A 21,659-nucleotide genomic window follows, 5' to 3' on the forward strand; every position below is an offset into this window, starting at 1 on the left:
CTAGCAAACGGTCGGCCAGTCTCCCAATTCGAGGATGCCTCGGACCGGATGAAAGGGACGGGCGGGTCAGTACCCGGCATCGAGGTCGATGACCCCGTCGAATTCGCCCTCCCCGAGGAACGCGCGCACGTTGTGCTCGACGCGCTCGGCGAGCAGGGCGGGGGTCGTCGCGAGCGCGTCGGCCACGTGCGGCGTGATGAGGCAGTCGGGCGCGGACCACAGCGGGTGCCCGACCGGCAACGGCTCGGGATCGGTCACGTCGAGGCCCGCCCCGCCGAGGTGGCCCGAGGCGAGCGCGGTCACGAGCGCGTCGGTGTCGATGATCGGCCCGCGGCCGACGTTGACGACGACCGCACCGGGCGCCAGCGCCGCGAGCACGTCGGCGTCGACCAGCCCGCGGGTCTCGTCGGTGAGGGCCGCCGCCACGATGAGGACACCGGCGCCGGCCGCGACCTCGACGAGCCGATCGGTCGTCACGGTTCGCGCCGCACCCTCGAGGTCGCCGGCACGACGGCGCACGACCGACACCCGTGCCCCGAAGGGCACGAGCAGCCGCAGCAGCGCCGCGGTGATGCCGCCGGCGCCGATGACGACGACGTCCGCGCCGAACAGGCTCCGGCTCGATTCGTCGCGACGCCACTCGACGGCCCTGGCTCGCCGAGGAAGGCGTCGAAGCGCCGCGAGCGTCAGGGTCAGCGCGTGTTCGGCGACCGGTCGCGAGTAGACGCCCTTGCCGCTCGTCCAGGTGCGGCCGTCGCCTCGGACGCCCGCGAGCACGTCGGCGAATCCGTCGACCCCGGCCCACGGCAGCTGCACCCACTCGACGCCCGGCGCACGGCGCAGCACCTCGGCCAGGTCGTCGCCGCCCGACGAGGCGCTCCACACGATGCCGCGGGTGCGCTCGTCGAGCGGCCCGACGACCCCGCCCGCGCGTTCGACGGCCGCGACGAGTTCGGGGGCCGCCTCGGGCACGACGGCGATCGACGTGCCCGAGCGGCGCGCGCCCGAGGCATCCGTCATGCCAGCGGCTCGGCCAGGTCGTCGGTGATCGCGTGACCGTCGTCGAGCGCGCCGGCCAGCGCCATCACGTACGGATGCCGCGGATCGTCGAACACCTCGTCGATCGTGCCGATCGCGACGAGCTCGCCACGATCGAGCACGGCGATGCGATCCGCGGTGCTGCGCAGCACCGGCAGGTCGTGGCTGATGATCACCGCCGAGAAGGTGTGGTGGTCGCTGAGATCGCCGATGAGCTGGGCCACGACGTCGCGCACGCTGAGGTCGATGCCCGCCGTCGGCTCGTCGGCGATGAGCAGCGACGGACCGAGCACGAGCGCGCGGGCGAGTGCCACCCGCTGGCGCTGTCCGCTCGACAGCTCGAACGGGTACTTCTCGAGCATGCCGAGCGGCAGGCGCACCCCGTCGAGCATCGTCGCGACGCGTGTCGCGAGGGCCCTCCGGTTGTACCGGTGATCTCGTTCGAGGATGGGGCCGCCGATGATCTCCGCGACGCTGCGATCCGAGGGCAGCGTCGAGGAGGCGTCCTGAGCGAGATAGCCGACGTGGAACCGGAACTCCGAGACCTTGCGCTTGGGCAGGCGGCGCAGGCCGTGCCCGAGCACGGTCGCCTCGCCGCCCGTGATCACCGGCCGCACCTCGGCCGAGCGCGGCTCGAGGGCGACGCCGGAGAGCACCTTCGCGAGGGTCGACTTGCCGCTGCCCGCGCTGCCGAGGAGGCCGAGCACCTCCCCCGGCGCGACCGTCAGCGAGACGCCGTGCAACGCGACGTGCGCGGGACTCGCGCCGTGCGCCGGGTACTCGATCGACAGATCGCTCAGCACGACCGGATAGCCGTGCGCGTTGCGGTGCATCAGTCTGCCTCCCGGAGCCGGCGCAGTTCCTCTCGACGTTCGGCCTGGGCACCCGGATCGGGCACGGGCAGGGAGGCGAGCAACCGCTGCGTGTAGGGATCGCTCGGAGCGCCGAGCACCTCGGCGCCCGTCCCCTCTTCGACGAGTTCCCCACGATAGAGCACCGCGATGCGATCGGCCAGCAGGTCGACGACCGCGAGGTCGTGGCTGATGAAGAGCGACGCGAAGCCGAACTCGCGCTGCAGCTCGTCGAAGAGCTCGAGCACGCGCGCCTGCACCGAGACGTCGAGCGCGCTCGTCGGCTCGTCGGCGATGAGCAGCTCGGGTTCGAGTGCGAGCGCGCGAGCGAGGCTCGCGCGCTGGCGTTGTCCGCCCGAGAGCTCGTGCGGGTAGCGGTCGCCGTAGGCGCGCGGCAGCTGCACCGCCTCGAGCAGTTCGTCGACCCGGTGACGCGCGTCGGCCGCGTTCTGCGCGCGACCGTGCACGACGAGCGGTTCGGCCACGCACTCCGCGATCGTGAGCAGCGGATTGAAGCTCGACGCCGGGTCCTGGAAGACGAAGCCGATGCGGCTGCGGACCTGCCGGAACTCGCGTTCGCGGATGCCGTTCATCTCGTGGCCGAGCACGCTGAGCGATCCGCCGGTGACCTTCGTCAGGCCGGCGATCGCGCGACCGATCGTCGTCTTGCCGGAGCCCGACTCGCCGACGAGGCCGAGCACCTCGCCCGGGCGGATCACGAAGTCGACGCCGTTGACCGCGCGGAACCCCTGGCGGCCGAATCGGCCCGGATACGCGATCTCGAGCCCCTTCGCCTCGACGACGGGCGTCCCCTCGGCCCAGCCCTCGGGGCGGGCCGCAGCGCGGGCCGCGGTCTTCGCGGTGCCGGTGCCGACGTACGGCACCGCCGCGAGCAGGGCCTTCGTGTAGTCGTCCTGCGGATCCGCGAACAGCTGCTCGGCGGTCGCCTGCTCGACGACCTTGCCCTGGTACATCACGGCGACGCGGTCGGCGAGGTCGGCCACGACGCCCATGTTGTGGGTGATCAGCACGATGCCCATGTCGAACTCGTCACGGCAGCGACGGAGCAGGTCGAGGATCTCGGCCTGCACGGTGACGTCGAGGGCCGTCGTCGGCTCGTCGGCCACGATGAGCCCGGGGTCGAGCACGAGCGCCATCGCGATGACGATGCGCTGCTTCTGACCGCCGGAGAACTGGTGCGGGTAGTGGTCGATGCGCGTCTCGGGGTCGGGGATGCCGACCCGGCGCAGCACGTCGATCGCCTTCGCACGCGCGTCCTTCTTCGAGATCTCGGAGTGGGCGCGCAGCCCCTCGATGATCTGCCAGCCGACCGTGTACACGGGGTTCAGCGCAGTCGACGGCTCCTGGAAGACCATGGCGACATCGGCGCCGCGGATGTCGCGGAGCTTGCGCTTCGACACCGACACGATGTCGTGCTTGCCCGTGCCGGCCTTGTTCGACAGGATCACCGCGCCGCTCGCGGTCGCCGTCTCGGGCAGCAGCCCGAGGATCGTCTTCGCGGTCACGGTCTTGCCGCTGCCGGACTCCCCGACGATTGCGAGCACCTCGCCGTGCTCGACGCTCAGCGTGACATCGTCGACCGCCTTCACGGCGCCCGCGTCGGTCGAGAACGAGACGCCGAGGCGCTCGATGCTGACGACCGTGTTCGTCGTGCTCATCGCTCGACCTCGATTCCGTGCTCGTCGAAGGTGGCTTCGTCTTCGAGTCCGCGCAGGCCGCCGGGGCCGGCGACGAGCGTGCCGCCCGGCACGACCGAGGTCTCGGCGACTTCGCCGGCGGACTGGGCGACTCGCCGACGGCCGCGCAGGCGCGGGTCGGCGAGATCGTTGAGGCTCTCGCCCACGAGCGTGATGCCGAGCACGGCGAGCACGATCGCGAGGCCGGGGAACAGGGCGGTCCACCAGATGCCGCTCGTCACGTCGGCCACGGCCTTGTTGAGGTCGTAGCCCCACTCGGCCGCTGCGGTCGGCTCGATGCCGAAGCCGAGGAATCCGAGGCCGGCGAGCGTCAGGATCGCCTCCGAGGCGTTCAGCGTGAAGATGAGCGGCAGCGTTCGGGTCGCGTTGCGCAGCACGTGCCGGAACATGATGCGCGCGTGCGGCGCACCGAGCACCTTCGCCGACTCGACGTACGACTCGGCCTTGATGCGGACCGTCTCGGCCCTGATCACCCGGAAGTACTGCGGGATGAAGACGACGGTGATCGAGAGCGCAGCGGCGAGGATGCCACCCCAGAGGCTCGACTGACCGCCCGAGATCACGATCGAGAGCGAGATCGCGAGCAGCAGCGACGGGAAGGCGTAGATCGCGTCGCACACGACGACGAGCACTCGGTCGAACCAGCCGCCGAAGTAGCCCGAGACGAGGCCGAGCAGCACGCCGATGAACAGCGAGCACACGACGGCGACGATGATGACGAACAACGCCGTCTGGGCGCCCCAGAGCACGCGCGACAGGACGTCGAAGCCGCCCGAGGTGGTGCCCAGCAGGTGCTCGGCGGATGGCGGCTGCTGCGCGCCGAACCGGCCGTCGGGCCCGCGCAGTTGCGCGAAGCCGTACGGCGAGATGACCGGTGCGAGCAGGGCCGTGAGCACGAACAGGGCCGTGATCACGAGGCCGGCGACGAGCATGCCGCGCTGCAGGCCGACGCTCTGCCGCAGCTGGTGGACGACCGGCAGGCGGTCGCGCAGGCGCCGCTTCGGCACCGCGGGAATGGAAGCCGTGGTCATCTCAGTACCTCACCCTCGGGTCGATGAAGGCTGCGATGATGTCGACGATGAAGTTCGTCAGCGCGACGATCACGGCGAGCAGCACGACGATGCCCTGCACCGCGACGAAGTCGCGCGCTTTCAGGAACTCGGCGAGCATGAAGCCCAGGCCCTTCCACTCGAAGGTCGTCTCGGTGAGCACCGCGCCGCCGAGGAGGAGCGCGATCTGCAGGCCGATGACCGTGATGATCGGGATGAGCGCCGGGCGGTACGCGTGCTTGCGCACGAGCCGGTACTCGCTCACACCGCGAGAACGCGCCGCGTCGACGTAATCGGTCGACAGGGTGCCGATGACGTTCGTGCGCACGAGCCGCAGGAAGATGCCGGCCGTCAGGAGTCCGAGCGCGATCGAGGGCAGGACGGCGTGCGCGAGCACGTCGCCGAGCACGGCCGGGTCGCCGGTCATGAGGGCGTCGATCGTGTAGAACCCGGTCGGATTCGGCAGCGTCTCGATCGCGATCGTCGCACCCGTCGAGGCGCGCCCGTTCACCGGGAGCACGCCGAGCCACACCGAGAACACGAGCTTCAGCAGGAGGCCCGAGAAGAACACGGGCGTCGCATAGCAGAGGATCGCGAAGACGCGGAGCGAGGCATCCTGCCCCTTGTCGCGGAAGTAGGCGGCGATGAGGCCGCCGGGGATGCCGATCAGGAAGGCGACGATGAGCGAGTAGAACGCGAGTTCCATCGTGGCGGCGCCGTAGGTGAAGAGCACCTCGGTGACGGGGCGGTTGTTCGTGAGCGTGGTGCCGAAGTCGCCCGTGAGCAACTGGCCGAGGTACTCGAAGTACTGCACGAAGAGCGGCCGGTCGAAGCCCGCGGCGTGGATGCGCTCGGCGAGCTGGTCGGGTGGCAGCTGCCCGCCGAACTTCGCGGTGATGGGGTCGCCGGTCGTGCGCATCAGCAGGAAGACCAGCGTCACGAGGATGAACACCGTCGGAATGATGAGCAGTGCCCGGATGATGATGTAGCGGCCGAGGCTGGGACCGCCCGAGGATCTCTTGGATCGCTTCGGTGCGGACTCGGCGCCGGTGGCGGGGGCCGTCGTCGTTGAGGTCAATGTTCGCCTATCGGGGGTGGGTCTCGAAGTCGGGTGGCCCGCTCACGCATGAGCGGGCCACCCGTTTCATCGCTGAAGCGACTCTATCCGGCGGTTCAGCCCTTGGTGAGGGGCGCGAACCGGAACTTGAACGAGCCGTCGAGGATGGCCCCGTCGATGTCGGTGCCCGTCACGACGACCTGCGCACCCTGGAGGAACGGCACGGTCGACAGGTCGGCCGCGACCTTGTTCTGGATCTCCTCGATGAGCGCGGTGCGTGCTGCCGGGTCGGGCGTCACGGCCTGCTCGAGGATGAGGTCGTTGACCTCCTGGTTGGCGTAGTGGTTGCTCAGGAAGTTCTCGATGAGGAAGAACGGCGTGAGGTAGTTGTCGGCGTCCGAGTAGTCGGGGAACCAGCCGAGCTGGTAGGCCGGGTACACATCGGCGACGCGGTCCTTCGAGTACTGCACGTACTCGGTGGACTGGAGGTCGACCTTGAACAGGCCGTCCGCCTCGAGCTGGTCCTTGATGAGCGCGTACTCGTCGCCGGAGCCGGGACCGTAGTGGTCGGTGTTGTACTGCAGGTGCAGCTCGACCGGGGTCTCGACTCCCGCCGCCTCGAGCGTCGCCTTCGCCTTCTCGGCGTCGGGGCCGCCCTGGCCGTCTCCGTAGAGGTCCTTCAGCGGCTCGATCGCGCCGGCCAGGCCCTCGGGGACGTACGAGTACAGCGGGGTGTAGGTGCCCTTGTAGACCTGCTCGCTCAGCGCGTCGCGGTCGATGAGGTCGGCGAGCGCCTGACGCACCGCGAGCGCCTTGGCCGGGTCGGCCTCGGCGGTCTTCGCACCATACGGCTGGGTGTCGAAGTTGAAGACGATGTAGCGGATCTCACCGCCGGGGCCGTCGACGACCTTGACCTTGTCGTTGCCCTTGAGGTCGTCGATGTCGGTCGCCGAGAGGCTGCGGTAGGCGACGTCGATGCCGCCCTCCTGCACGTCGAGCTTCATGTTCGACGAGTCGGCGTAGTACTTCAGGTTGATCGTGTCGGTCGCCGCCGGGTCGAGCAGGCCCTTGTAGTTCGGGTTCTTCTCGAACGAGATCAGGTTGTTGAAGTCGTAGCTCTTGATCGCGTACGGGCCGCCGAACGCGTTCGCCGCGACGATGTCGTCGTCGCTCGTCAGCGCGTCGGCCGAGAACGACTCCTCGTCGACGATGGCGCCGGGGAAGCTCGTCAGGATCTGCGGGAAGACCTGGTCGTTCTCCGCCTTGAGGTGGAACACGACGGTGGTGTCGTCGGGCGTCTCGACCGAGTCGAGGTTGTAGAGCAGGCTCGATGCGCCGTTGGGGTCGGCGATCTTGAGCTGGCGGTCGAACGAGAACTTCACGTCGGACGACGTGAGATCGTTGCCGTTGGCCCACTTGAGCCCCGCCGGAAGGGTGACCGTGTACTCCGTGGGCGCCGTGAACTCGGCGCTCTCGGCGAGGTCGGGCACGACGTCGGTGCTCTCGTAGTCGGTGTTCAGCAGGTACGGGAACACCTGCGTCTGCACCGCGAGCGAACCGTTGTCGTACGAGCCGGCCGGGTCGAGCGCGGTGACCTTGTCGGTGGTGCCGACGGTGATCGTGCTGCCCGAGGCGCCGTCGCCGTTGTCGCCGCCGCCGGCCGAGCAGCCGGCCAACGCGAGCGTGGCGACCGAGAGCCCGGCAGCCGCGATGAGCGCGCGGCGTCCGTTCTTGGATGCGGATGTCATATCCGTCTACCTCTTCCTGTCAGGACTGAAGCGCACCGCGGCGTCCACGGCGCGTTCTCGTATCCCAGAGTTAGCACACGGACCGGTCGCGGCGCATTGGCGGGCCTCCCTCGCCCGCAATGTTTATTGATCTGCAATCTTCCGCGCAACGGATCGGCGTGATGCCACTCAGGACGCCGGATTCCGCTGTTCCACGCGCATCGGCCGATGCATCCGCGGCACTCGGCACGACTGCACTGTTCGGGAATACCGATGCATAACCATCGGAATCTCCCATGCGTTGAAACGGTCGAATCCCTGTCGCGCGGGATCTCGTCGGTGAAAGGATCCGGGGAATCACCTAGCCGGCGGCTATGTGCCGCCTCCACACGTGATGCATGCGGGCTGCATCGTCCCGCGAGAGACACGATCTGGGAGGTTCACGTGTCACGACACCAACACCGACGCAGAATTGGGATCCGACGGGGCGGACTCGCCGTGGCCGCGGCCTTGGGCGTCATCACGCTCGCAACCGTCTCGAGCGGGGCCGCGATGGCGGCGCCGCCCGACTCGTTCGACCCAGCGGTGCTCGACCCCGTCGACCCGCAGCACTGGGAGAACATGGACGACATGACCTGGGACGACTACGTCGGCGTCCCCGGCACCGACTGGGCGAGCGACACCGAGGGGTCGGAGCGGCAGTTCAACGGCGCGATCGTGCTGCTCGACTTCGAGAACCAGCCGTTCCTCGTCACCCAGCCCGAGGGTTCGCACCCCTTCGGCGACCCGTCGGGGCTCGCGAACGGTCTCGACCGCGAGGACGTGCCGCAGTTCTACCTCGACCTGTTGAACACGCCCAATGAGCTCAACCACGGCCGCACCATCAACGACTACTGGATGGAGCAGTCGGGTGGTCGGCTCAGCGTGCAGATGGAGGCGTTCGGTCCGTACCAGCTCCCCGGCAACATCGAGGAGTACGGCCTGAACGACTCGTTCAACAAGCCGAATGCGGCGTACTGCCCGCAGGGCGAGTCGTGCGACAAGGTGCTGCGCACCGACGCGCTCGCGCTCTGGGGTGCCGACCTCGGCGTGCCGGACCCGCTCAAGGAGTTCGACCAGGTGTTCTACATCACGGCCGGGCACGACGAGTCGTCGACGTGGGAGGAGTTCGGGCAGATGCTGTTCGAGTCGCCCGAGGACGTCACCGACGACTTCGGCCCGCCGCGCGACGAGAACGGCCAGGCGCTCGACCAGAACGGGCAGCCGATGGCCAACTGGGCGAAGACCCGCTACATCCCGTGGACGTCGTGGCAGGCCGCGATCAACCACTGGCCGAACGCGAACTTCCCGTCCAACGGCCGCGCCGGCAACTCGACGCAGGCCGAGTCCTCGGGCATGGGCACCTTCGCGCACGAGTTCTCGCACATCCTCGGGATCTCCGACAACTACGGCAACCCGTACGGCACCGAGGCCGACGACGGCGGTCCGCTCCGTGACACGAGCGGCCCGTTCGACGTGCTCGCGCGCGGCTCGTTCAACGGTCCCGGCGGCACGCACGAGCGCTGGAGCGTTCCGTCGGTCGCCGGCGGCTCGCAGCCCGCGGGCGTCGCGCTGCGCAACCGCATCAAGCTCGGGATCATCGACCCGTCGAACTACCTGAACCTGCAGGAGTCCGAGCTCGACGCGCTCGGTTCGGTGGTCACCGAGGTCACCTCGCGCGCGGTCATGCGGCCGGGCGAGCTCACCGGCATCAACCTCGTGTTCGACAAGCCCGACGCTGCGGCGGCCGACAACTCGACCGGCACGTGCACCCGACGGGCGCAGTTCGACTGCGACGGCGGCTCGTTCGACAACTACACCGTCGAGGTCATCGACCGGATGGGCACGGACTCGTTCCAGCCCGACCACGGCGTGATGATCGCGAAGACGAAGAACCAGGACCGCAACCCGTTCATCTGGACGGTCGACGCGAACCCGCAGAACATCGACACGGTCGACTACGTCCGCCCGGACGGCACGCCGATCATGATCACGCGTGGCGACCAGCGTCAGCTGAACGATGCGCTGTTCCATGCCGGCAACGACTCGGGCTCGGAGTACGAGTACGTCGACGAGGCCAACGGGCTGCACTTCTACATCCTGAACATGGAGCGCGACGACGACGGCATCCTGTCGTACGACGTGGCGGTGCGCTCGACGGTGAGCGCGGGCCCCCAGGCCCGCGGCGTCGATCTCGGAAAGGCGATCGTGAAGGGCGACCTCGCGTCCATGCACGGTCAGGCGCAGGCCAAGGGCGTCTCGATCGCGCAGTGCCAGGTGCCGCTGACCAACACGGGTGACGCCGTCGCCGACGCGAAGGCGAACAGCGACATCTACCGTCTCACGACGTCGATCGACGGCCGCGGCTGGTCGGTGAACACTCCGAGCAGCATCGTCTCCGCCGCCGCCGGCGAGACGATCACCGTTCCGGTCTACGCCTCCCGGGGTGCGGACGCCGCCCGTGACGCCACCGTCACGGTCACCGCGACGTCCGAGAACGACCCCTCGGCGACCGAGACGATCACCTGCGAACTCGACGCACCGGGCAACGCCCGCTGAGTCGGGCGCATCGATCGGCGACCCGCGGAACCGGAACCCCTCGGTTCCGGTTCCGCGGGCGCACCGTCGGCGATCGTCCTCGACCGACCACGACCACGCCCGCCCGACCGCGGGCCGCAGGAGGCGACATGGCATTCCGACCGATCCCCCGCGCGACGCTGTGCGCCGCGCTCGCCCTGTCCGCCGCCGCGCTCGCCGGGTGCGCCTCCCCCGGTCACGCGGCCGGAGGCGAGGTCCAGCTCGTCGTTCGCGACGGCAGCCTTCGGGAACTCGGCGCCGTCTGCTCGGGCGCGAGGCCCTACCTCGGGTTCCACAAGGGCGCCGAGCTCGCACTCATCGACGTCGACGGCCGGGAGTCCTACCACGCGGTGCTCGGCGACGGCGAGGCGGTGAAGGTCGACGACATCGACTACGGCACCGCCCCGCGAATCCCCACCTTCTGCCGCTTCGTGCTCGATGCCGCGACCCTCGAGAGCGGCACGTACAGCGTGAGCATCGACGGCGACGTCGTCGCCGAGCACGTCGTGGACGGACCTGCGACCATGATCTTCGTGCCGGCCCTCGCGTCGGTCGACCCGTCCTCCGAAGGAGCAGAATGACGCCGCCCCGATCAGCCGCAGTGTTCACCGTCGTCGCCGCGCTCGTGCTCATGATGACCGCCTGCGCGTCAGGGCCAAGGGGCGGCGCCGACCGGCTCCCCGGGCAGCTCCCCGCCGACGCGTCGTTCGCTGCGGTCGACGGCGCCCCCGACGCGCCCGCGCTCGACGGCCGACTCGTCGACGACACCCGCGTCGACCTCGAGGCGCTCGCGGCCGGTCGACCGCTCATCGTGCAGTTCATGGCGAGTTGGTGCACGAGTTGCGCCGAGCAGCAGTCGGTGATCTCCACGATCGCCGACGAGTACGGCGACGCCATCGCGATCGTGCAGGTCTCGGGCGACCGCGACGTCGCGGAGCTCACGAGCTACCTCGATGAGCAGCAAGTCGACCAGCCCGTGATCGTCGACCCCGATCTCCAGATCTGGCGCTCCTTCGCCGTCACCGAACCGCCCATGACCGCGTTGATCGACGCGGAGGGCCACCTCGCCAAGCTCTGGCCCACGGGCGCCGACGCCGACACGATCCGCGAGCAGCTCGACGCGATCGTGCTCACCGCGGGCTGAGCGCTACTCGGCGCGAAGGGCCCGCCGCTCCTGCTCGAGCTCGACGAGCGCGCGCTGCAGTGCCGAGTACGTCGCCTGATCGGCCCGGTCGAGCCGCTGCAGGCGGCCGAGCAGCTCCGATTTCTGCCGCAGCAGCTCGCGGTCGACGAGCGCGCTGACGACGCCTTGCACATACGCCTCGAGCTCGGCGTCGCTGCGCTGCGGCACGGGCAGTACCGCGAGCTGCTGCACGACGCCGGCGAACGGCTGCGGCACCTCGGCGATGACCCGGTCGACGCGCACGACGGGGTCGGTGGAGCCGAGCACCGAGGCGATGCCGTCGCGCACGACGGCGAGCGTCGCGTCGCCGAAACGCGAGTCGACGGCATGGCGCAGCAGGTCGTCGCCCACGCGTTCGGGGAACTGCAGCATCACCTGCAGGGCGTCGCGCTCGAGCCTCGTCGACGGGTCGCGCGGCAGCGCGGTGATCGAGAACGGCCGGTCGTCGCCGTCGGTCGCGGCCACCCGGGGTGTGGATGCCTCGGCCCGCGCGGTCGCGCCGCGATCGCGGCCCGCAGCCGCGCGCACGGCGCGCGTCACCTCGCCGAGCTCCATGCCGAGCATGCGGGCGAGCTCTCGGGTGTAGCCGGGGCGGATCGACGCATCGCGGATGTCGGCGACGACCGGGGCCGCTGCGCGGAGCGCGCCGACCCGGCCCTCGACGGTCTCGAGATCGAAGCGGGCGAGCGTGTGCCGGATCACGAAGTCGAACATCGGGGTGCGCGACTCGACCAGGGCGCGCACGGCGGCGTCGCCGCGGGCGAGGCGCAGGTCGCACGGGTCGAGCCCGTCGGGGGCGACCGCGACGAAGGTCTGGGCGGCGAACCGCTGCTCTTCGGCGAACGCGCGCATGGCCGCCTTCTGCCCCGCCTCGTCGCCGTCGAACGTGAAGACGACCTCGCCGACGCCAGAGTCGTCGAGCACGCGCCGCAGCACCTTGATGTGATCGACGCCGAACGACGTGCCGCACGTCGCGATCGCGGTCGTCACCCCGGCCAGGTGGCAGGCCATCACGTCGGTGTACCCCTCGACGACGACCACCCGTTGCGACCGGGAGATCTCGCGCTTGGCGAGGTCGAGTCCGTACAGCACCTGCGCCTTGTGGTAGACCGCGGTCTCGGGGGTGTTGAGGTACTTGGGGCCCTTGTCGTCGTCGAGCAGGCGCCGCGCACCGAAGCCGACGGTCTGCCCGGTGACGTCGCGGATGGGCCAGACGAGCCGGCCGCGGAACCGGTCGTAGACGCCGCGGTCGCCCTGCGACACGAGTCCGGCCGCCGCGAGCTCCTCGGTCGAGTACCCGCGACCGCGCAGGTGGTTCGTGAGCGAGTCCCAGCTCTTCGGCGCGAATCCGACGCCGAACCGTCGGGCCGCCTCGGCGTCGAAGCCGCGCTCGCCGAGGAACCGCCGCCCGATGTCGGCCGCCGGCTGCACCAGCTGCTCGACGAAGAACTCGGCGGCCGCCTGGTTCGCGGCGAGCAGTCGCGCCCGGTTGCCGTGGTCGGCGGCGGGCCCGCCGTCTTCGTAGTGCAGTTCGAAGCCGATGCGACCGGCGAGGCGTTCGACCGCCTCGGTGAACGACACGTGATCGATCTTCTGGAGGAAGCTGTAGACGTCGCCCGACTCGCCGCAGCCGAAGCAGTGGTAGTAACCGACGCCGGGCCGCACGTTGAAGCTCGGGCTGCGCTCGTCGTGGAACGGGCAGAGGCCCTTCAGCGAACCGACGCCGGCCGACTTGAGGCTCACGTGCTCGCCGATGATGTCGGCGATGTTCGTGCGGGCCTTCACCTCTTCGACATCGCTCTGTCGAATCCGGCCCGCCATGCTCACATCCTATTCGTCCTCGGTCGTCGTGGTTCCGTCGTCGTGCGCAATCAGTGCCGCACGAGCCGTTCGTGCCAGCTCAGCGCCGACTGGTCGGTCAGGCTCGCGACCTGGTCGACGACGACGCGCCTGCGCGCCTGGTCGTCGTCGGCGGCGGCCCAGTCTTCGGCGAAGCCGGCGTCGAGATGCCGGTCACCCGTCGCGTAGAGCACGTCGGCGAGCGACGCGAGCACCTCGCGCTGCTGCACGTAGATCGGCTGCCGGGTGTTGCGCGACATCACGAACGCCGCGACGATGCCCTTCAGCACGGCGATCTCGGCCTGGATCTCGCGCGGCACGACGACGTCGGCGTCGAAGCGGATGAGGCTCGCGAGCGGGAACGCGGAGCGCGTCGCCGCCGTCGCGGCGTGCGCGAAGCGGCCGATGAGCTGGCTCGTGAGGTTCTTGAGCCGTGACTGGTCGCGCCTGCTGCCCGACCACTCGTCGAGCCAGACGTCGAGCGAGTCGAGCCGGTCGAACGCGGCGATGAGCTCGTCGTGCGGGATCGCCCCGCCGATCCACTCGTACATCGACGAGACGAGCTCGTCGTGGTCGACCCGGGCGCCGAGCGCTTCGACGTCGATGTACCCGTTGACGATGGCGTCCTCGAAGTCGTGCACGGAGTAGGCGATGTCGTCGGAGAGGTCCATCACCTGCGCCTCGATGCAGAGGCGCCGCTCGGGCGCCCCGGCGCGCAGCCACTCGAACACGGCGACGTCGTCGTGGTAGAACCCGAACTTCTGCCGCCCCGACGGGTCGGCGACGCCCGACGCCTCCGGCCACGGGTACTTGCAGCTCGCGTCGAGACTCGCCCGGGTGAGGTTGAGGCCGTAGCTTCGGCCGTCGGCGCCGAACACCTTCGGCTCGAGCCGGGTGAGCAGCCGCAGCGTCTGCGCGTTGCCCTCGAACCCGCCGATGTCGGCGGCCCAGGTGTTGAGCGCCTTCTCGCCGTTGTGCCCGAACGGAGGGTGGCCGAGGTCGTGCGCGAGGCACGCCGTGTCGACGACGTCGGGGTCGAGGCCGAGGTTGTCGGCGAGTTCGCGGCCGATCTGGGCCACCTCGAGCGAGTGGGTCAGCCGGTTGCGTGCGAAGTCGATGCCGGCCGTCGGACTCAGCACCTGGGTCTTCGCGGCGAGGCGGCGCAGGGCGCTCGAATGCAGCAGGCGCGCCCGGTCGCGCGCGAAGTCGCTGCGCCGGGAGTAGTGCTCCTCGGGCAGCATCCGCTCGCTGTCGGCGGCCTCGTAGCCGCCGAAGAGTCGCGCCGCCATCTCAGCCGCCGCTCGTGTCGAGCTCGGCGTCGACTAGGGTCACCCGATCGTGGCCCTCGAGCTCCTGCGAGGCGAGCCAGCCGTCGGGCAGCGACGGGTTCTTCGGCGTGCCGGCCCGACCGCGCGGGCCCTCGGCGCCCTCGCCCGGGTACGGCATCGTCCAGTCGAGCGTGCCGAGCAGGTCGTCGAGCATCGCGAGCGACTCGACGGTCGCGAGGCGGGCGCGCAGGTCGCCGCCGACCGGGTACCCCTTGAAGTACCAGGCGACGTGCTTGCGGATGTCGCGGCAGCCGCGTTCTTCGCTGTCGAAGAAGTCGGTCAGCAGCTCGGCGTGCCGCCGGAACGTCTGCGCGACCTGCCCGAGCGACGGCCGGAAGAGCGCGTCGTCGCCGTCGGCGAGCTCGCCGCGGAAGCCCGCCGCGAGATCGCCGAAGAGCCACGGGCGACCGAGGCATCCGCGCCCCACCACGACGCCGTCGCACCCGGTCTCGTCGACCATGCGCAGGGCGTCGCCCGCCGACCAGATGTCGCCGTTGCCGAGCACGGGCACGCTCGTGACCGTCTCTTTGAGCTTCGTGATCGCCGACCAGTCGGCCTGGCCCGAGTAGAACTCGGCCGCGGTGCGCGCGTGCAGGGCGACGGCCGCGACGCCGGCGCCCTCGGCGATGCGGCCGGCCTCGAGGTAGGTCAGGTGGTCGGAGTCGATGCCCTTGCGCATCTTCACTGTGAGCGGGGTGTCGCCCGCCGCCTTCACCGCGCCTTCGACGATGTCGCGGAAGAGCCCGCTCTTCCACGGCAGGGCGGCACCGCCGCCCTTGCGGGTCACCTTCGGCACGGGGCACCCGAAGTTGAGGTCGATGTGGTCGGCCCGGTCTTCGGCGACGAGCATGGTGACCGCCTCGGCGACCGTCTTGGGATCGACGCCGTACAGCTGGATCGACCGCGGCGTCTCGGACTCGTGGTGCGTGATGAGCCGCATCGACTCGGGCGTGCGCTCGACGAGCGCGCGCGACGTGATCATCTCGGAGACGTAGAGGCCGGCGCCGAACTCGCGGCAGAGCCGCCGGAACGCGGTGTTCGTGATGCCGGCCATCGGCGCGAGCACGACGGGCACGTCGAGCTCGAGGTCGCCGATCGTGAGCGGACCGCGGGTGAGGGTGGTGGAAGACATCACCGACGATTCTCCCAGAGTTCTGCGCCGCCTCGCCCGCCGCGCCCGCGCGAGCCTAGGATTTCGAGCAGACGAGCCACTGGGGAGGACGAGATGGCGGAACTCACGGGCGCCGAACGGGTGCGTGCCGACGCCGAGGCGCGCGGCCTCGAGGTCGAGATCATCGAGCGGCCCGCCGCGCGCAGCCTCGAGGAGGCGGCGGAGCTCATGGGCATCTCCCCCGGCGACATCGTGAAGTCGCTCGTCGTCAAGCGCAGCGACGGCAGCTTTCTGTTCGCGCTCGTGCCCGGCGGCCGCAAGATCAGCTGGCCGAAGCTGCGCGCCCTCGTCGGCGTCAACAAGCTGCAGCTGCCCGACGCGTCGCTCGCGCTCGCCGCGACGGGCTACGAGCGCGGCACCATCACCCCCCTCGGCTCGACCACCCCGTGGCCCGTCTACGTCGACGAGTCGGTCGCGGGCCGCCGCGTGTCGATGGGCGCCGGCGAGCACGGGCGGAGCCTCTTCGTCGACGCCGACGCCCTCATCGCCGCGTTCGATGCGACGGTCGCCGACCTCAGCGACCCCGAGTAGCCGCCGTCGGCCCATCGGCGGTGGCCGAACGGCGCGCACCGCGGTGGTCGAGGGGCGACGTATGCCGAGCCCCGCCCGCGGGAATACCCCCTCCATCCGATGCGTTCGCATCCATCGTGAGTACTCCCATCAAGATCGACATCTGGTCCGACATCGCCTGCCCCTGGTGCTACATCGGCAAGCGCCACCTCGAAGCCGGCCTCGCCTCGCTCGGCGACGACGCTCCCGACGTCGAGATCGAGTACCACTCGTTCGAGCTCGCCCCCGACACGCCCGTCGACTTCGAAGGCAGCGAGGTCGACTTCCTCGCGAAGCACAAGGGCCTGCCGACCGAGCGCGTGCAGCAGATGCTGCAGCACGTCACCGGCGTCGCCGCGAACGCCGGCCTCGACTACGATTTCGACGCGCTCAAGCACACCAAGACGCTGAAGGCCCACGAGCTGTTGCACTTCGCGAAGTCGCAGGGTCGCCAGCTCGAGCTCTCCGAGATCCTCTTCAAGGCCTACTTCACCGACGGCCGCCACGTCGGCCGCGTCGACGAGCTCGTCGAGCTGGCCGCAGAAGCGGGTCTCGACGCCGACGCCGCGCGCGAGGCCCTCGAGTCGGGCCGCTACGCCGCCGACGTGCAGGCCGACATCGCCCAGGCGGGCGCCTACGGCATCAACGGCGTGCCGTTCTTCGTCTTCGAGGGCAAGTACGGCGTCTCGGGCGCACAGCCCGCCGAGGTCTTCGGCCAGGTGCTCACCCAGGTCGCGGGCGAGCGCGACGGCGCCGCCGCGTGAGCGTCGAGATCGAGGCGGATGCCGCGGGCGCGGCGCCGCTCGCAGCGCCGGCGCAGGTCTTCCCGTCGGAGTCGCCTTCGGCCGAGGCATCCTCGCCCTTCACCATGGTGACCGACGCCGCCGGGGCCATGGTCTGCGAGGGCGACGTCTGCTACGTTCCGGGGCTCTCCGCCGAGTAGTCCGAGTCGCTCGGCGCTCGTTACAGTGGTCGGATGCCGGACTCCCCCGCCGTACCGCGACGCATCCTCGTGGCCGGGGCGAGCGGCGCGGGCAAGTCGACGCTCGCGCGACGCATCGCCGAGGCATCCGGTCTGCCCTACCAGGAGATCGATGCGCTGTTCCACGGACCAGACTGGACCGCGCGGCCGAGCTTCGCCGATGACGTCGACAGGTTCACGGCTCAAGCAGCGTGGGTGACCGAGTGGCAGTACGAGCCCGTGCGCGAGCTGCTCGCCGACCGGGCGCAGGTGCTCGTCTTCCTCGACTATGCGCGTCCGCTCGTGATGCGACGGGTCATCGTGCGCACGGTGCGTCGCCGGCTGCGCCGCGAGGAGCTCTGGAACGGCAACACCGAGGGACCCTTGCGCACGTTCTTCACCGACCCCGAGCACATCGTGCGCTGGGCGTGGTCGACGCACGCCACTCGGGGCGCCCTCGTCGACGAGGCCGCAGCGCGGCGACCGCACCTCGAAGTAGTGCGCCTCCGGCGCCCGCGCGATGCCGAGGCATGGCTGGAGAAGACCTTCCGTTCCGCGCAGTAGCGATATATCGTTGAGTATCGTTCGCATGTCGCGGGAGGTCATCATGAATGGGAATCGTTCGACCGGCGGATTCGGCGGCCAGGGGTTCGGCGGAGCCGGAAACCCGGGCGCGGCGCTCTGGGAGGCGATGGAGCAGCTGCGCTCCTCGTTCGAACAGCGCCCCGGAATGAAGCGGATGTCGCGCGGCGACGTTCGCGCGGCCGTGCTGGCGCTCCTCTCCGAGCAGCCGATGCACGGCTACCAGATCATGCAGGAGATCGAGGAGCGCAGCGGCGGCTCGTGGAAGCCGAGCGCCGGATCCGTGTACCCGACGTTGCAGCTCCTCGCCGACGAGGGCCTGATCACCGCCTCCGAGCTGCAGGGGCGCAAGACCTACTCGCTCACGGAAGCCGGCCGTGCCGAGGCGGCGGCCGCCGCCGACCGCCCGGCACCGTGGGAGTCGCCCACCGCCCACGGGGGCGCCCACCGGGCCCTCTCGAAGGCGGGTGTCGAACTCGCCGCCGCCGCCGCGCAGGTCGGCCGGAGCGGGTCGCCCGAGCAGATCCAACAGGCGGTGACGGCGCTCGACGAGACGCGGCGCCGCCTCTACGCGATCCTGGCCGAGGGCTGAACGGGTGCCGGCCGGGATGCCGTGTCCTCCGCAACGCGAGAGGATGACGGCATGACCGACGGTGCCCACCGCGCCCGCTCCCGCCGCATCCTCGGGTTCGCCGCGCGCCGACTCGTGCAGCTCTGGTGGTACGAGCTCGTGCTGCCCAAGATCGGACTCTCGAGCGTCGCCGATCGCACGCGCGAGCGGCGGATGCGCCGGCTCGCCGAACGGTTCCGCACGCTCGCCGTCGAACTCGGCGGACTCATGATCAAGGTCGGGCAGTTCCTCTCCTCGCGGCTCGACGTGCTGCCGCCCGAGATCACCTCCGAGCTCGAGGGCCTGCAGGACGAGGTGCCGCCCGTGCCGTTCCCGGCGATCCGCGAGCTCGCCGAGGCCGAACTCGGGTCGCCGCTCGACCGCGTCTACGCATGGTTCGACGAGACGCCCGTCGCGGCGGCCTCCCTCGGACAGGCGCACCGGGCGCAGCTCTCCCCCGTCGACGCCGAAGAGACCGGGCTCGACGAGGTCGTCGTGAAGGTGCAGCGTCCCGGCATCGAGCAGATCGTCGGCGTCGACCTCGCCGCGCTGCGTCGCATCGCGGGCTGGCTCCGGCGCGTGCGCGTCGTCTCCGAGCACGTCGATGCGCCTGCGCTCGTCGAGGAGTTCGCGCAGACGAGCCTCGAGGAGATCGACTACCTGCACGAGGCGCAGAACGCCGAGCGCTTCGCCGAGTCGTTCGCGGGCGACCCGCGGGTCGACGCGCCCGCCGTGGTGTGGGAGCGAACCACCCGGCGCGTGCTGACCCTCGAAGATGTCACCGCGATCAAGATCAACGACGTCGAGGCGCTGCGCGCGGCCGGCATCCCGCCGACCGAGGTGGCCCGCGTGGTCGCGGAGGTGATGTTCGACCAGGTGTTCACCCACGCCTTCGTGCACGCCGACCCGCACCCCGGCAACATCTTCGTCACTCCGCTCGCCGACGGCGACGACGGCGCGCGCGAACCCGGGGAGCGAGGCATCCCGTGGCGTCTCACCTTCGTCGACTTCGGCATGATGGCCGAGGTGCCCGCCGAGCTGCGAGCCGGGCTGCGGATGCTCGTGATCGCGGTCGCCGGACGCGACGGTCGCGCGATGATCGAGGCCGCGCACGAGATCGGAGTGCTCATGCCCTCGGCCGACACGGCCGAGCTGGAGCGGGCGCTCACGCAGCTCTTCGAGCGCTTCGGCGGTATGGGCTTCGCACAGCTCAAGCAGGTCGATCCGCGCGAGTTCCGCGACTTCGGCGTCGAGTTCGGCGACGTCGTGCGCTCGCTCCCGCTGCAGTTGCCCGAGCACCTGCTGCTGCTGATCCGCGCGATGGCACTCACCTCGGGCATGTGCAGCGGGCTCGACCCCGAGTTCAACGTCTGGGACGCGGTCGAGCCGTACGCGTCGCAGTTGCTGCAGGAGGAGGGCGGCAACCTCGTCGAGGACCTCACCGGGCAGGCACTGTCGAGCGCCCGCCTGCTCTGGGGGATGCCGCAGCGCGTCGACGCCCTCATCACGAAGGCCGACCAGGGCCGCATGTCGTTCGACACCTCGCGCCTCGAGCGACGGCTCGACCGGGTCGAGGGCGTCGCCCGCCGAGTCGTGTCGGCCGTGCTGTTCGCCGCGCTGCTCATCGGCGGGGCGCTGCTCACGGCGTCGAACCCCGCCCTCGGCACGACGCTCGTCGCGCTGTCGGTGCTGCCGCTGCTGCACGCCCTGTTCGCGGGTGTCGCCGGGCGGATCCGGCGGCGATAGCGGTCAGCCGCTGACCGTCGGCGCGTCGACCGCCCCGCCGAACCGGCGGTTCCGCCGCGCGTAGATCTCGATCGCATCCCACAGCTGGGTGCGCGAGAAGTCGGGCCACAGCGTGTCGAGGAACACCATCTCGGCGTACGCCGACTGCCAGAGCAGGAAGTTCGAGGTGCGCTGCTCCCCCGACGATCGCACGAACAGGTCGACGTCGGGCATGTCGGGCTGGTAGAGCCGCTTCGCGATCTGCTTCTCGCTCACCGCCGACGGCCGCAGCCGACCGGCAGCGACGTCATCGGCGATCCGCCGCACCGCGTCGGTGATCTCGTTGCGACCGCCGTAGTTCACGCACATGGTCAGCGTCAGCACGTCGTTGCCGGCCGTGAGCCGCTCGGCGAACTGCAGCTCCTCGATGACCGACTTCCACAGCCGCGGCTTGCGCCCGGCCCAGCGGATGCGCACCCCCCACTCGTTGAGCTGGTCGCGACGGCGGTGCAGCACGTCTCGGTTGTAGCCCATGAGGAAGCGCACCTCGTCGGGCGACCGCTTCCAGTTCTCGGTCGAGAACGCGTACACCGACAGGTGCTTCACACCCGCCTGGATCGCCCCCGCAACGACGTCGAGGAGCGCGGCCTCGCCGGCCTTGTGACCCTCGATGCGGGTGAGGCCGCGCTGGTTCGCCCAGCGCCCGTTGCCGTCCATGACGATTGCGACGTGGCCGGGCACCGCCCCCTTCGGGAACGCCGGCGGGTGGATGCCCGTCCAGTCGATCGGCCGGTAGGGCACGGCGTCGCGGTGGGTGTACGGCTTGGGACTCACGTGGTGGCCATTCCTGGTTCGGCGGGTCGGGTGGGGCGGTCGTGCGGTTCGGTCGCGTCGTGCGGGGCGACGCGAGGTGCCGGCGCGGATGCCTCGCGGCTGACGTGCGGCAACGAGCGGAGACCCCGCTCGAGATGCCACTGCGTGTACGCGGCGACGATGCCCGACGCCTGGTTGCGGTCGCGCTCGGGTGCGGCCTCGGCCACCGTCCAGTCGCCCGACAGCAGCGCCCCGAGCAGTTCGACCGTCGAGCGCGCGATGCGCGGCGTGCCGGGCGGGGCGCACTCGTCGTCGCAGACGACGCCGCCGAGCTGCACCACGACGGCGGTGTGCTCGCCGGGCCGCCCGCAGCGCGAGCAGTCGCCGAAGCTCGGCGCCCAGCCGGCGAGGGCGAGCGCGCGCAGCAGGTACGAGTCGAGGGTGAGCGCGGGGCCGTGCTCGCGCCGCGCGAGCGAGCGGAGTGCGCCGACCAGCAGCAAGTACTGCTGCAGCGAGCCCTCGGCTTCGGTGAGCTTGTCGGCCGTTTCGACCATTGCGTTCGCCGCGGTGTACGCCGCATAGTCCTGCGAGATGTCGGCCCCGTACGAGCCGAGCGACTCGGCCTGCGTCACGACGTCGAGGCTGCGACCCTCGTAGAGCTGCAGGTCGGCCACCATGAACGGCTCGAGCCTCGCGCCGAACTTCGAGCCGGTGCGGCGCACCCCCTTCGCAACGGCGCGCACCTTGCCGTGCTGCCGGGTCAGCAGGGTGACGATGCGGTCGGCCTCGCCCAGCTTGTGGGTGCGCAGCACGACGGCTTCATCTCGGTACACGGGCACACG

Annotated in this window: 20 protein-coding genes; 9 read left to right on the forward strand and 11 right to left on the reverse strand. The window is 70.5% G+C overall.

Translation table 11 applies throughout. From position 1 onward, the window contains the following. Positions 1 to 66: 66 nt before the first annotated feature. From PX701_RS06805 to PX701_RS06830, 6 genes are all read right to left on the reverse strand, one after another. On the reverse strand, positions 67 to 1,020 hold the full coding sequence (locus tag PX701_RS06805) for an NAD(P)-dependent oxidoreductase (protein ID WP_231431128.1): 954 nt from the start codon (positions 1,018 to 1,020) through the stop codon (positions 67 to 69). Continuing rightward, positions 1,017 to 1,871, reverse strand: coding sequence for an ATP-binding cassette domain-containing protein (locus PX701_RS06810; RefSeq protein ID WP_231431129.1), 855 nt, complete (start codon positions 1,869 to 1,871; stop codon positions 1,017 to 1,019). The genes PX701_RS06805 and PX701_RS06810 overlap by 4 nt, the downstream gene beginning before the upstream one ends. Next, the gene (locus PX701_RS06815; protein WP_275505854.1) at positions 1,871 to 3,568 is read right to left on the reverse strand and encodes an ABC transporter ATP-binding protein; all 1,698 of its coding nucleotides are present in this window, start codon (positions 3,566 to 3,568) and stop codon (positions 1,871 to 1,873) included. The genes PX701_RS06810 and PX701_RS06815 overlap by 1 nt, the downstream gene beginning before the upstream one ends. Beyond that, positions 3,565 to 4,638 carry an ABC transporter permease gene (locus PX701_RS06820; protein ID WP_231431131.1) on the reverse strand — a complete coding sequence of 358 codons (1,074 nt, stop codon included), beginning with the start codon at positions 4,636 to 4,638 and terminating at the stop codon, positions 3,565 to 3,567. The genes PX701_RS06815 and PX701_RS06820 overlap by 4 nt, the downstream gene beginning before the upstream one ends. Position 4,639: 1 nt before the next feature. Next, the gene (locus PX701_RS06825; protein WP_231431132.1) at positions 4,640 to 5,734 is read right to left on the reverse strand and encodes an ABC transporter permease; all 1,095 of its coding nucleotides are present in this window, start codon (positions 5,732 to 5,734) and stop codon (positions 4,640 to 4,642) included. A 95-nt stretch (positions 5,735 to 5,829) separates the two neighbouring features. Beyond that, positions 5,830 to 7,461, reverse strand: coding sequence for an ABC transporter substrate-binding protein (locus tag PX701_RS06830; RefSeq protein WP_231431133.1), 1,632 nt, complete (start codon positions 7,459 to 7,461; stop codon positions 5,830 to 5,832). Positions 7,462 to 7,938: 477 nt separating this feature from the next. Here PX701_RS06830 and PX701_RS06835 point away from each other — a divergent pair, with 477 nt between their 5' ends. From PX701_RS06835 to PX701_RS06845, 3 genes are all read left to right on the forward strand, one after another. After that, positions 7,939 to 10,038, forward strand: coding sequence for a metallopeptidase domain-containing protein (locus PX701_RS06835; RefSeq protein WP_275505855.1), 2,100 nt, complete (start codon positions 7,939 to 7,941; stop codon positions 10,036 to 10,038). Between the two features lie 128 nt (positions 10,039 to 10,166). Beyond that, positions 10,167 to 10,637: a hypothetical protein gene (locus PX701_RS06840; protein WP_275505856.1), complete on the forward strand. Its 471-nt coding sequence runs from the start codon at positions 10,167 to 10,169 to the stop codon at positions 10,635 to 10,637. Next, complete coding sequence (locus tag PX701_RS06845; protein ID WP_231431136.1) at positions 10,634 to 11,200, forward strand: TlpA family protein disulfide reductase; 567 nt, start codon at positions 10,634 to 10,636, stop codon at positions 11,198 to 11,200. The genes PX701_RS06840 and PX701_RS06845 overlap by 4 nt, the downstream gene beginning before the upstream one ends. A 3-nt stretch (positions 11,201 to 11,203) precedes the next feature. On the opposite strand, the gene dnaG is transcribed toward PX701_RS06845, so the two are convergent. From dnaG to dusB, 3 genes are read right to left on the reverse strand one after another with little or no spacing between them, the layout of a single operon-like run. After that, positions 11,204 to 13,060 carry a DNA primase gene (dnaG, locus tag PX701_RS06850; RefSeq protein WP_231431137.1) on the reverse strand — a complete coding sequence of 619 codons (1,857 nt, stop codon included), beginning with the start codon at positions 13,058 to 13,060 and terminating at the stop codon, positions 11,204 to 11,206. A 50-nt stretch (positions 13,061 to 13,110) separates the two neighbouring features. Then, complete coding sequence (locus PX701_RS06855) at positions 13,111 to 14,367, reverse strand: deoxyguanosinetriphosphate triphosphohydrolase (protein WP_231431138.1); 1,257 nt, start codon at positions 14,365 to 14,367, stop codon at positions 13,111 to 13,113. A 1-nt stretch (position 14,368) separates the two neighbouring features. Further along, the gene (gene dusB, locus PX701_RS06860) at positions 14,369 to 15,538 is read right to left on the reverse strand and encodes a tRNA dihydrouridine synthase DusB (RefSeq protein ID WP_231431139.1); all 1,170 of its coding nucleotides are present in this window, start codon (positions 15,536 to 15,538) and stop codon (positions 14,369 to 14,371) included. Positions 15,539 to 15,631: 93 nt separating this feature from the next. On the opposite strand from dusB, the gene PX701_RS06865 reads away from it, so the two are divergent. The 6 genes from PX701_RS06865 (at position 15,632) to PX701_RS06890 (ending at position 20,025) form a co-directional block, all read left to right on the forward strand. Beyond that, entirely contained in the window at positions 15,632 to 16,108 is a 477-nt protein-coding gene (locus PX701_RS06865; RefSeq protein WP_275505857.1) for an aminoacyl-tRNA deacylase, read from the forward strand. Positions 16,109 to 16,224: 116 nt separating this feature from the next. Beyond that, positions 16,225 to 16,890, forward strand: a complete 666-nt coding sequence (locus PX701_RS06870; protein ID WP_275505858.1) for a DsbA family oxidoreductase — start codon at positions 16,225 to 16,227, stop codon at positions 16,888 to 16,890. Further along, positions 16,887 to 17,069: a hypothetical protein gene (locus PX701_RS06875; RefSeq protein WP_275505859.1), complete on the forward strand. Its 183-nt coding sequence runs from the start codon at positions 16,887 to 16,889 to the stop codon at positions 17,067 to 17,069. The genes PX701_RS06870 and PX701_RS06875 overlap by 4 nt, the downstream gene beginning before the upstream one ends. Positions 17,070 to 17,102: 33 nt before the next feature. After that, entirely contained in the window at positions 17,103 to 17,651 is a 549-nt protein-coding gene (locus PX701_RS06880; RefSeq protein WP_231431143.1) for a P-loop NTPase family protein, read from the forward strand. A 43-nt stretch (positions 17,652 to 17,694) separates the two neighbouring features. Then, on the forward strand, positions 17,695 to 18,261 hold the full coding sequence (locus tag PX701_RS06885; RefSeq protein WP_231431144.1) for a PadR family transcriptional regulator: 567 nt from the start codon (positions 17,695 to 17,697) through the stop codon (positions 18,259 to 18,261). Positions 18,262 to 18,312: 51 nt separating this feature from the next. Next, positions 18,313 to 20,025: an ABC1 kinase family protein gene (locus tag PX701_RS06890; RefSeq protein ID WP_275505860.1), complete on the forward strand. Its 1,713-nt coding sequence runs from the start codon at positions 18,313 to 18,315 to the stop codon at positions 20,023 to 20,025. A gap of 3 nt (positions 20,026 to 20,028) precedes the next feature. On the opposite strand, the gene PX701_RS06895 is transcribed toward PX701_RS06890, so the two are convergent. Together PX701_RS06895 and recO are read right to left on the reverse strand one after the other, a co-directional pair. Next, positions 20,029 to 20,838, reverse strand: coding sequence for an isoprenyl transferase (locus PX701_RS06895; RefSeq protein ID WP_231431146.1), 810 nt, complete (start codon positions 20,836 to 20,838; stop codon positions 20,029 to 20,031). Beyond that, positions 20,835 to 21,656 carry a DNA repair protein RecO gene (recO, locus tag PX701_RS06900; protein ID WP_231431147.1) on the reverse strand — a complete coding sequence of 274 codons (822 nt, stop codon included), beginning with the start codon at positions 21,654 to 21,656 and terminating at the stop codon, positions 20,835 to 20,837. Before recO ends, PX701_RS06895 begins: the two co-directional genes overlap by 4 nt. Positions 21,657 to 21,659: the final 3 nt, after the last annotated feature.

It is taken from the genome of Agromyces chromiiresistens (assembly GCF_029167465.1).
In the GTDB taxonomy this organism is placed as follows: Bacteria; Actinomycetota; Actinomycetes; order Actinomycetales; family Microbacteriaceae; genus Agromyces; species Agromyces chromiiresistens.

Bases quoted from the DNA above. Each gene is read 5' to 3' on its own strand.
- PX701_RS06805 (WP_231431128.1), bottom strand. From the start codon at position 1,020: ATGACGGATGCCTCGGGCGCGCGCCGCTCGGGCACGTCGATCGCCGTC.
- PX701_RS06810 (WP_231431129.1), bottom strand. From the start codon at position 1,871: ATGCACCGCAACGCGCACGGCTATCCGGTCGTGCTGAGCGATCTGTCG.
- PX701_RS06815 (WP_275505854.1), bottom strand. From the start codon at position 3,568: ATGAGCACGACGAACACGGTCGTCAGCATCGAGCGCCTCGGCGTCTCG.
- PX701_RS06820 (WP_231431131.1), bottom strand. From the start codon at position 4,638: ATGACCACGGCTTCCATTCCCGCGGTGCCGAAGCGGCGCCTGCGCGAC.
- PX701_RS06830 (WP_231431133.1), bottom strand. From the start codon at position 7,461: ATGACATCCGCATCCAAGAACGGACGCCGCGCGCTCATCGCGGCTGCC.
- PX701_RS06840 (WP_275505856.1), top strand. From the start codon at position 10,167: ATGGCATTCCGACCGATCCCCCGCGCGACGCTGTGCGCCGCGCTCGCC.
- PX701_RS06845 (WP_231431136.1), top strand. From the start codon at position 10,634: ATGACGCCGCCCCGATCAGCCGCAGTGTTCACCGTCGTCGCCGCGCTC.
- dnaG (WP_231431137.1), bottom strand. From the start codon at position 13,060: ATGGCGGGCCGGATTCGACAGAGCGATGTCGAAGAGGTGAAGGCCCGC.
- PX701_RS06855 (WP_231431138.1), bottom strand. From the start codon at position 14,367: ATGGCGGCGCGACTCTTCGGCGGCTACGAGGCCGCCGACAGCGAGCGG.
- dusB (WP_231431139.1), bottom strand. From the start codon at position 15,538: ATGTCTTCCACCACCCTCACCCGCGGTCCGCTCACGATCGGCGACCTC.
- PX701_RS06865 (WP_275505857.1), top strand. From the start codon at position 15,632: ATGGCGGAACTCACGGGCGCCGAACGGGTGCGTGCCGACGCCGAGGCG.
- PX701_RS06880 (WP_231431143.1), top strand. From the start codon at position 17,103: ATGCCGGACTCCCCCGCCGTACCGCGACGCATCCTCGTGGCCGGGGCG.
- PX701_RS06885 (WP_231431144.1), top strand. From the start codon at position 17,695: ATGAATGGGAATCGTTCGACCGGCGGATTCGGCGGCCAGGGGTTCGGC.
- PX701_RS06890 (WP_275505860.1), top strand. From the start codon at position 18,313: ATGACCGACGGTGCCCACCGCGCCCGCTCCCGCCGCATCCTCGGGTTC.